The organism is Saliniramus sp. (assembly GCF_035311605.1).
GTDB lineage: Bacteria > Pseudomonadota > Alphaproteobacteria > Rhizobiales > Beijerinckiaceae > Saliniramus.
In genome coordinates, this window is the sequence record NZ_DATGCW010000157.1 from 24,396 (window position 1) to 31,142 (window position 6,747).

Here is a 6,747-nt window from a genome sequence, read left to right on the forward strand (position 1 = left end):
CGTTGCGGCGTTTTCGCTGCGAACCCCGCCCGTGCGGTTCGATCACCCCATCTCAGCTGATCTCGACATCCACCACGCCGGGCACCGCGCGCAACGCGCCTGCGATCTGCGGCGTGGCGAGATACTTGCCAGGCAGCCTGACCTCGACCTCCTGCGCGCCTTCGTCGAGGATCAGCACGAGCGAGACCTCGCCCTCGCCGCGCGCCGCAAGGCGCTGCTGCACGGAGGCGATCGGGCGCTCGTCGCGCAGATAGATGCGCATCCCCTTCTGGTGCTTGGCAATGGCCTCGTCGAGGGGTTCCGCCGTGCCGATCCGCGCGCGGATCTCCTCGCCTTCGATCCCCGCCTGCATCATGAGGATCACGGCGGCGCCGGGCTCGAGAATGTCGCGATAGCGTTGCAGGCCTTCGGAGAAGATGATCGCCTCGAAATGGCCGGTCTGATCGGAGAGCTGGTAGATCCCCATTTTCGAGCCGCTTTTGGTGCGCCGCTCCTGCTTGTCGAGCACAGTGGCGGCCACCCGCCCGACGCTGGAGCCGCTCTTCACCGCGCGCACGAAATCGCTCCAGCGCTGCACTCTGAGCTTGTCGAGCAGACCTTCATATTCGTCGAGCGGGTGTCCGGAGAGGAAGAAGCCGACCGCATCGTATTCGCGCTGCAGCCGCTCGGATGCGGTCCAGGGCGTATAGTCCGGGATGCGCAGGGCGACATCGGCGGAGGCGACGCCGCCGAACATGTCGATCATGCCGCCCGCCTCCGCCTCGCTCGCCTGCTGGGCCAGCGCGAAGATCGGATCGACCGCCGCCATGGCGCGGGCCCGGTCGGGCTCCAGCGCATCGATGGCGCCGGCGGCCACGAGATTCTCCAGCGTGCGCTTGTTGAGGGCCCGCGGCTTGATGCGCCGGGCGAAATCGGCGAGATCCTTGAAGGGCTCGTCCCCGCGCGCCGCGACGATGCTCTCCACCGCCTGGCGCCCCACCCCCTTCACCGCCGCGAGTGCGTAGACGATGGTGCCCTCGCGCACGGCGAATTCGACGCCCGATTCGTTGATAGAGGGCGGTGCCACATTGATGCCGAGCCTCTGCGCCTCGCGACGGAATTCGGAGAGCTTGTCGGTATTGTCGATATCGAGCGTCATGGAGGCGGCCATGAACGCGACCGGGAAATTCGCCTTCAGCCAGGCGGTCTGATACGAGACCAGCGCATAGGCTGCCGCATGCGACTTGTTGAAGCCGTAATCGGCGAATTTCGCCAGAAGGTCGAAGATCTCGTCCGCCTTCTCCTGCGCGATGCCGCGCTCGGTGGCGCCGGAGACGAAGCGCCCGCGCTGGGCATCCATCTCCGCCTTGATCTTCTTGCCCATGGCGCGGCGCAACAGATCGGCATCGCCCAGCGAATAGCCGGCGAGCTCCTGGGCGACCTGCATCACCTGCTCCTGATAGACGATGATGCCGAAGGTCTCGCGCAGGATCGGGGCGAGTTCGGGCAGCGGATACCATTTTTCTTCCGGCTCGCCGCGCCCGTGCTTGCGCTCGCAATAGACCGGGATATTCGCCATCGGGCCGGGGCGGTAGAGCGCCACCAGCGCGATCAGATCCTCCACCCGGTCGGCGGCCATCTCGACGAGCGCTTTGCGCATGCCCGCCGATTCCACCTGGAAGATGCCGATCGTCTCGCCCCGGCGCAGCATGTCGTAGGTGATTTTATCATTGAGCGGGATCGAGGAGATGTCGATGCGCTCCCCGCCATCCTGCGCAATCAGGCCGATGGCGCGGTTGATCACGGTGAGCGTCTTCAGGCCGAGGAAGTCGAATTTGACCAGGCCGGCCTGCTCGACCCATTTCATGTTGTATTGCGTCACCCGCATCCCGGTCTTCGGGTCGCGATAGAGCGGCACGAGCTCCTGCAGCGGGCGGTCACCGATGACCACGCCCGCCGCATGGGTCGAGGCGTGGCGGTGCAGGCCTTCCAGCTTCTGGGCGATGGCGAGCAGACGCTGCACCACCGGCTCCTCCTCCGCCGCTGCCTGCAGGCGGGGCTCGTCGGCGATGGCCTGGGGAAGGGTGACGGGCTTGGCCGGGTTCTGCGGCACGAGCTTGGTCAGCTTGTCGACCTGCCCATAGGGCATTTCGAGCACGCGCCCGACATCACGCAGAACGCCACGCGCCAAAAGCGTTCCGAAGGTGATGATCTGCGCGACATTGGTCTCGCCATAGCGTTCCTGCACGTAGCGGATCACGTCCTCGCGGCCCTCGACGCAGAAATCGATGTCGAAATCCGGCATCGAGACGCGCTCGGGATTGAGGAAGCGCTCGAACAGCAGACCGAAGCGCAAGGGGTCGAGATCGGTGATGGTGAGCGAATAGGCTACCAGCGAGCCCGCACCCGAACCGCGCCCGGGGCCGACGGGGATGTCGTGATCCTTCGCCCATTTGATGAAATCGGCCACGATCAGGAAGTAGCCGGGAAACTGCATGTTCTGGATGATGCCGATCTCGTAATCGAGCCGGGCCCGGTAATCCTCCTCGGTGAAGCCCTCGGCCAGGCCGTGGGCCTTGATCCGGCGTGCAAGCCCCTCCTCGGCCTGGCGGCGCAGTTCCGCATTCTCGTCCGCGCCCGGTTCGTCGGGACGGGCGAAATTCGGCAGGATGGGCTTGCGCGTGCGCACCCGCCAGGCGCAGCGCATGGCGACCTCGACGCTGTTGGTCAGCGCATCGGGCAGATCGGAAAACAAGGCCTGCATTTCGGCGCGGGTCTTGAAACCGTGCTCGGGTGTCAGCTTGCGGCGCTGATCCTGCGAAACGACCTGGCCTTCCGCCACGGCCATGAGCGCGTCATGCGCCTCGTAATCGTCCGGGCCGGGAAAGAACGGCTCGTTGGTGGCGACGAGCCCCACCCCGTGCCGGTCGGCCATGGCGATCAGCGCGCCCTCGACCGCGCGCTCCTCCTCCATGCCGTGACGCTGGATCTCGACATAGAGCCGGTCACCGAAAATCTCGCGCAGGGTCGCAAAGCGCTGCTCGGCCAGTTCCGAGCGCCCGTGAAACAGCGCCCGGTCGAGCGGCCCGCGCAGGCCGCCGGTCATTGCGATCACCCCCTCGCCATGCTCGCGCAGGGCCTCGATCGCGATACAGGGCTCGGCGCCGAGATCGACATCGAAATAACCCCGGCTGACGAGGCGCATGAGATTGACATAGCCCTCCTCGCAGGTGGCGAGCAGGACGAGATCGGCGGTGCCGGGCGCACTGATACGCTGCGTCGGATCGCCCGGCTCGAAGGCGGTGGTGATCTGGACGCCCGGGATCGGCTGGATGCCGGCACCCGAAAGCTTTTCGGAGAATTCCAGCGCGCCGAATAGGTTGTTGGTATCGGTCAGGGCGAGCGCGGGCTGGCGATCGGCCTCGGCGAGTTTCGCGAGCTTCGCGATGGGCAGCGCGCCTTCCAGCAGCGAATAGGAGGAATGGACGTGGAGATGAACGAATCCGACTTCGCGCAGCACGCTCATTTCCCGTCTCCCCGAACGATCCGACGGATCTGTTTGTGGCAAAGCCGGGCGTCCGAGTCGAGGGTATCGGCCGCGATTGACGAGCGCTATCTGTGGATGGGCGCGGACCGGCTGCGGCACATGAAAGAGGGGCCGTGTTGCCAGGACACGGCCCCCGAGTCGAGGGTATCGAACTTTGTCTGGCCCGCGATCAGCGGAACAGCGAGAGGATGTTCTGGCTGTTGCCGTTGGCGATCGAGAGTGCCTGGATACCGAGCTGCTGCTGCACCTGGAGTGCCTGCAGACGGGTCGACTCGGCGTTCATGTCGGCATCCACCAGCTGGCCGACGCCACGATCGATGGAGTCCTTCAGCGCCGTGACGAAGTCCTGCTGCAGGCCGATACGGTTCTTGATCGCACCGAGATTGGTGGCGGCATCGGTGATGTCGGAGAGAACCGCATCGACGAGGCCCACGGCCACTTCCATATCTGCAGAGAAGTCGCCATCGGCGGCTGCCGCATTGACGTTGATATCCACCAGGCTGGTACCCGTCACCGATGCACCGGTGAAGGTGAAGGTTGCTGAACGATCCTCATCCAGAATACCGGCATTGGCGGCATTCGTGTCGATCAGTTGCGTGCCCGTGATCTCGACGGTCGTCGTCTCCAGGCTCACGGCACCCGTTGCCGTGCGGGTGAAGGAGCTGACAATCTCACGATCGGCGGAGGCGCCCGCATCGGTGGAGTCGAATTGCAGCCAGTTCTCGCCGTTGAACACGGCCGAGGCGGCGATGTTCTGCAACTGGTTTTGCAACTCGTCGATCTCGCCCTGGATCTTGCCGCGATCGACGCCGGGCTGCGCGGCGGCAGTGACCTTGGCCTTGATCTCGGAAACGACCTCGACCGTCGAATTGAGGGCGGTATACATCACGTCCACGGTCGCGGCACCGAGGCCGAGAGCGTCCTGGACGGCGCCGAGCGCCTTGTTGTCCGAGCGCATGGTGGTTGCAATCGACCAGTAGGCGGCGTTGTCGGCGGCGTCGGAGACACGGTAACCGGTCGAGATGCGGTTTTGCGTGATGTCCATCTGCTTGTTGGTGGCCGACAGCGTCTGGAGCGCGGTCATTGCGGCGGAGTTCGTCAGAAGGCTAGACATGGTAACGTCCCTTTTCGATAGAGAACAACGAAGGGACATGCCGGGTTTTCACCGGTATGGCGGGAGCGGCGTCATGCCTTTGGGCCTGTGTTGATGCTGCGGCCCAACCCGTCATAGGCAAGAGACTGCCAGCCGAAGCTTGCGCGAAGCTTAAGGCTTGCATTGCAATTCGACGCGTCGGGCGATTTTTCGCCAAACGGTGCGTACCGGCGGTGCGCATCGGCTTGATGTGCAAGACTTACGGGCAAGACTTACGGGTAAGACTTACGGGCAAGGCTTACGGGCAAGGCGCTGTGTCGAGGAATTCGATCGACGTCATCGCACCAGCCAGCGCGAAATCCCCGAATTCCATCGTCAGATCGGTGGTGACCCCGTTCTCGTGCAGATCGAAACCGGCCACATAGCCCGGCGTGCCGTCGCCCACTTCCCCGCGATCGAAATAGCTCAGGGTGACGCGCCAGCGCTGGGTCCGGGTGAGCTGGGAAAATGCGCTGCCCTCATCGGGGCCGAGCGGGGCGCCGATCACGGCGAGGGTGTCGTGAATGTCGTCGCCTTCATCGCCACCGTCGAACACTGCCGTTTCGAGGATCGCGTTACCACCCTGCGCTGCATCGAGAATCGCGATGATATGCTGCGCGGGGAAGGCGGGCTCCTCCGCATGCATGATCTCGCCGCTGCGCGGCTCCTCGAGCAGGATCCGCAGTCCGCCATCGACGATTTCCGCCTCGCCCTGCGTGCGCATCGTCGGCATGCCGTCGAGCAGGGTGCGGGTGCGGAAGCTGAACGCGCCCGCGTCACCCTCCTCGAAGGTCGTGACGTTGGTGTCGAGGGTCATTTCGCCCCCCTCGCCGATCAGCGTGGTGAGTTGGCGTACATTCGTGGTGTAGCCCTCACAGGCGCTGCCGACGAATTCATAGACGATCCGCCCCTCGGCATCGATCACGTCGCCGCCACCGCGCAGGAGGCTCAGATCGTAAACCGCCCGGTGCGAGGCGAGTGCGGTCGCCTCCTGCGGCGCCGCCGAGGCCCCCGGGGATGCGACAAGCGCGCAGCCGAGCATCGCGGCTGCGGTTACAGTCCGGACGGAGCGCGAGAGCCGGGGGGATGACCCGGGTGACAGTGGGGAAACGGACATGCGCAAACAACCCTCGATTCGACGCGTCGACTGTAAGCGGCGTGCGGGTGCGGCGCAAACACCATCGTATCGCGCAGCGCTTTCTCCTCTCTTGCTCTCCCCCCTTGCCCTCGCGCCTGCGATCCGCCACAAGCGCAGATCAGACGGGAAGCTGTACCGCCGCCGAAGAGCAGACCAACGGGAGCGCATCATGAGCAACGCCACGCAGGGCCGGATCGAGGCCCGCCTCGCTGAAATCGGCATCAGCCTGCCTACGCCCGCCGCACCGGTGGCGAATTATGTGCCCTTCGTGCGCAGCGGCAATCTGGTGATCATTTCCGGCCAGATCTGCCTCGGCCCTGACGGCAAGATCGCGCCTGCGCATCAGGGCAAGCTCGGCGATGCGGTGGACGAGGCAGCCGGGCGCGAGGCAGCGCGGGCCTGCGCGATCAATCTGCTGGCGCAGCTGCGCGCCGCGATCGGCGATCTCGACGCGGTGACCCGGGTGGTGCGGCTCGGCGGTTTCATCAATTGCGTGCCCGATTACGGGCCCGTCGCCCAGGTCATGAACGGTGCCTCGGACATGATGGTCGAGGTGTTCGGCGATGTCGGGCGCCATGCCCGTTCGACCATTGGTGTCGCACAATTGCCGCTCGATGCCGCCGTCGAGGTCGAGGGCATGTTCGAAGTGCGCTGAGCGCCGCCATCCGGGGAGACAAACATGACATCCAAGCTCGATCGCCTGCGCGAGATGACCGTCGTCGTCGCCGATACCGGCGACATCGCGGCGGTGCGCCGCCTGAATCCGCAGGATTGCACCACCAATCCGACGCTGCTTCTGAAAGCCGCCGGCGATCCCGCCTCCGCGCCGCTTGTCGATGAGGCGATCGCCTGGGGACAGAGCCTGTCGGGGCCGATCGAGGCGCGGGCTGAAGCGGTCTGTGACCGGCTCGCCGTTTCCTTCGGCGCCGAGCTCGCCGGGATCGTGCCGGG

At 65.4% G+C, this 6,747-nt stretch carries 5 protein-coding genes; 2 read left to right on the forward strand and 3 right to left on the reverse strand.

Features of this window, described 5'->3' with window-relative positions; genetic code table 11:
- Nucleotides 1-52: 52 nt before the first annotated feature.
- From dnaE to VKP01_RS07535, 3 genes are all read right to left on the reverse strand, one after another.
- A complete protein-coding gene (gene dnaE, locus VKP01_RS07525) occupies nt 53-3,505 on the reverse strand; it encodes a DNA polymerase III subunit alpha (protein WP_324411535.1) in 3,453 nt (1,150 codons plus the stop codon).
- A gap of 190 nt (nt 3,506-3,695) precedes the next feature.
- Entirely contained in the window at nt 3,696-4,640 is a 945-nt protein-coding gene (locus tag VKP01_RS07530) for a flagellin (protein ID WP_324411536.1), read from the reverse strand.
- A gap of 277 nt (nt 4,641-4,917) precedes the next feature.
- A complete protein-coding gene (locus VKP01_RS07535) occupies nt 4,918-5,775 on the reverse strand; it encodes an EipB family protein (protein ID WP_324411537.1) in 858 nt (285 codons plus the stop codon).
- 190 nt (nt 5,776-5,965) lie between these two features.
- Here VKP01_RS07535 and VKP01_RS07540 point away from each other — a divergent pair, with 190 nt between their 5' ends.
- Together VKP01_RS07540 and VKP01_RS07545 are read left to right on the forward strand one after the other, a co-directional pair.
- Nucleotides 5,966-6,451: a RidA family protein gene (locus tag VKP01_RS07540; protein WP_324411538.1), complete on the forward strand. Its 486-nt coding sequence runs from the start codon at nt 5,966-5,968 to the stop codon at nt 6,449-6,451.
- Nucleotides 6,452-6,475: 24 nt separating this feature from the next.
- A partial coding sequence (locus VKP01_RS07545) for a transaldolase family protein (RefSeq protein ID WP_324411539.1) occupies nt 6,476-6,747 on the forward strand: 272 nt, incomplete at its 3' end.